General features: G+C 74.8%; 1 protein-coding gene. It reads right to left on the reverse strand.

What is annotated here, in order from left to right:
* Positions 1 to 70 precede the first annotated feature (70 nt).
* A partial coding sequence (locus tag AC5LUJ_RS05415; RefSeq protein WP_493464563.1) for a TM0106 family RecB-like putative nuclease occupies positions 71 to 2,713 on the reverse strand: 2,643 nt, incomplete at its 5' end.

Raw genomic sequence — 2,713 nt, forward strand, 5'->3', positions numbered from 1 at the left:
GGACACGGCGGACACGGCGGACACGGCGGACACAGCGGACACAGCAGGCCCGGCAGGCCCGGCAGGCTGGTCAGCCGGCCGGTACGGACACCTGGTCGGTGAGGCCGGTCCGGGCGTCAGTCCGCAGCCGGACCAGGCCCGCGAGCAGGCGCAGCTCGTCCACTGTCCGGGGAGCGGCGTCCAGCAGCGCCGGTGACATCACCAGGACGGCGAGCACCTGCGCCCGGGACAGCGCGACGTTCATCCGGTTGCGCGAGAGCAGGAACTCCAGCCCGCGCGGGGCCTCCGCCGCGCTGGACGTCGTCAGCGACATGATCGCCACCGGTGCTTCCTGCCCCTGGAAGCGGTCCACCGTGGCGACCCGGACCCCGTGGATGCCGGCCCTGCCCAGCGCGTGCTCGATCGCGCGTACCTGCCGGTTGTAGGGCGCCACCACCAGCACGTCGTCGGCGCGCAGGACGCGCTCGGTCTCCCCGTCGACGAAGCGCCGGCCGAGGATGCCCGTGAGCAGGTCACGGACGGCGTCCACCTCCGGGTCGGACCGGGTGGTGCTGCCATGGTGGACCACGTCGTGCAGGTACAGGCCGGCTGCCACACCGTCGACGCGGCGGCCGGCGGCGACCGGGTGCGCGTGCAGGCGTCCCTGGTAGGCCAGCGCCGACACCGGTGCGCACACCCGCGGGTGCATCCGCCGGGTCAGGTCCAGGAAGTAGCCGAACTCGGCCGGGATGATCTCCTCCTGGCCGAGCAGGTGGGACAGGGCGGAGGCGTCCGCGCCGTCCGGGTGGATGCCCGCGACGACCTGCGGGAGCTGCTGCGGGTCGCCGAGCAGCACGAGGCTGCGCGCGGCGCCGGCCACGGCCAGGGTGTCGGCGAGCGCGAACTGGCCCGCCTCATCGATGATCATTACGTCGAACGGCTCCGCGCGCAGCGCAGGGTTGGCGAACGCCCAGGCGGTGTCGCCGACGAGGTGCCCGTCCGGGTGCGCGGCGCGCCAGGATGCCAGCGCCCGGATGTCGCGCGGGGTGTCCCACGGCGTGTCCGGGTCGGGCTTCCGGCCGGAGCGCAGCTTCTTCGCCGCGGCGATGCCCCGCCCGGCGGGTGTCGCACCGTCCGTGGACGCCTGATCACTCACGGTTGCTGCGGCGGTGGGGCCGATCGCGGCGAGCATGGTGTTCTCGATCGCCTTGTGGCTGGTCGAGCACACCCCGACGGTGCGTCCCGTCCCGACCAGATGGCGGATCAGCCTGCCGGCCAGATAGGTCTTGCCGGCGCCGGGCGGCCCCTGGACCGCGAGGTAGGAGTTGTCCAGGGCGTCGACGGCGGCGAGCACGGTAGCGATCAGATCCCCGCCGTGCTCGGCCGGATCCGGCAGCCCGGCACGCCCGGCACGCCTGGCGGGCCGGCCGGCCAGCCGCGGCGGGCGCCGGCGCAGCAGGTCCATGGCCGCTCCGCCCGGCAGCTCCGGCCCGGCCCGCCGCGGGGCGGGCACCAGGCTCGGGGGAGGCAGGGCGGCGGCCACCGTCCGCGCGAGTTCGGCGATCGCCGCCGGTTTGGGTTCCGGGCGCACCGGCGGGCCGGGCAGCACCGCCAGTGGCGGTTCGGCGTCGTTGTCCTCCGGCGCCGCGGTCTCTCGGACGAGCAGCCGGTCGGGCTCGCCGCGTTCGATCTCGGCGTCCCGGGTGCGGCCGCCGGCGGCGCCGTTACCGGCTTGGCTGACAGCACCGTTACCGACGGCGTCCGGATAGAGCAGCCGGACTCGCTCACCGGTGGCGAACGGATGGGTGCGGTCGGGGTCGAGCGAGGCGAGCAGTCCGCGCCGGGCCTTCTTCTGCCGTCCGGTGGGGGTGCTCCAGCCCTCGACAACGGCCCATTCCAGCGGGACGGCGCAGCCGTCGTCGGCTTCCAGCGCGGCCCGGTCGGCGCTGAGCCAGGCGAAGAACTCCCACCAGGCGGGCTTGTTCTCCCGCCGGTGGTAGCCGACGGCGGCCCCCAGCAGCGCCCGGGCCCGCTCGTCGTCGCTCCAGGCCGCCGGGTCCTCGGGCAGGCCGGCGAGCAGCGCGTCAACGGTCGCGTCGGTGGGATCCGGCGTCGTGTCGGCGGCGGCCTCCTCGGCGTCCGCCGCCGGCGCGGGCGTGATCCCCTCGGCCGCGCGCAGGCCGAGCAGCCAGCGGTGCAGGCGATGGGTGGACACGCAGTCGACCCGGTTGTACTCGGCGATCTCGTGGAGGACGTGCTCGGCGGCCGCCCGCTCGCCGGCCGCGCGGTGCGCCAGGACGTTCTCGTAGGCGACGATGCTGTCGACGGCGGTCTTGACCCCGGCGCCGCGCGCCCCCGGCAGGTACAGCGGCTCCAGATACTTGATCGAGTACGAGCGCTGGGAGATCTTCAGGCTGCGCCGGACGACCGTGTACAGGTCCACCAGCCGGTGCCCGGCGAGCAGGGCGTCCACCTGCCGTTCGCGGGTGCCGTGCCTGGCCGCGAGCCGCTTGAGCGCGTTCGGTTCATACGGTGCGTAGTGATATATGTGCGCCCGGGGATGATCGGTGAGCCGTTGCAGCGCCCAGTCGACGAACCGCTCGAACGCGCGCTTCTCCTCGGCGCGGTCGTGCGCCCAGAACGGGTGGAAGACCTCCACGGCATCGGCGGCGAAGCCCGCCGCGGGGCCGGAGCCGCCCGTCTCCTCGACGTCTGCGCCGCTGTCAACGGCGGC

It is taken from the genome of Protofrankia sp. CiP1_Cm_nod3, from assembly GCF_982290655.1.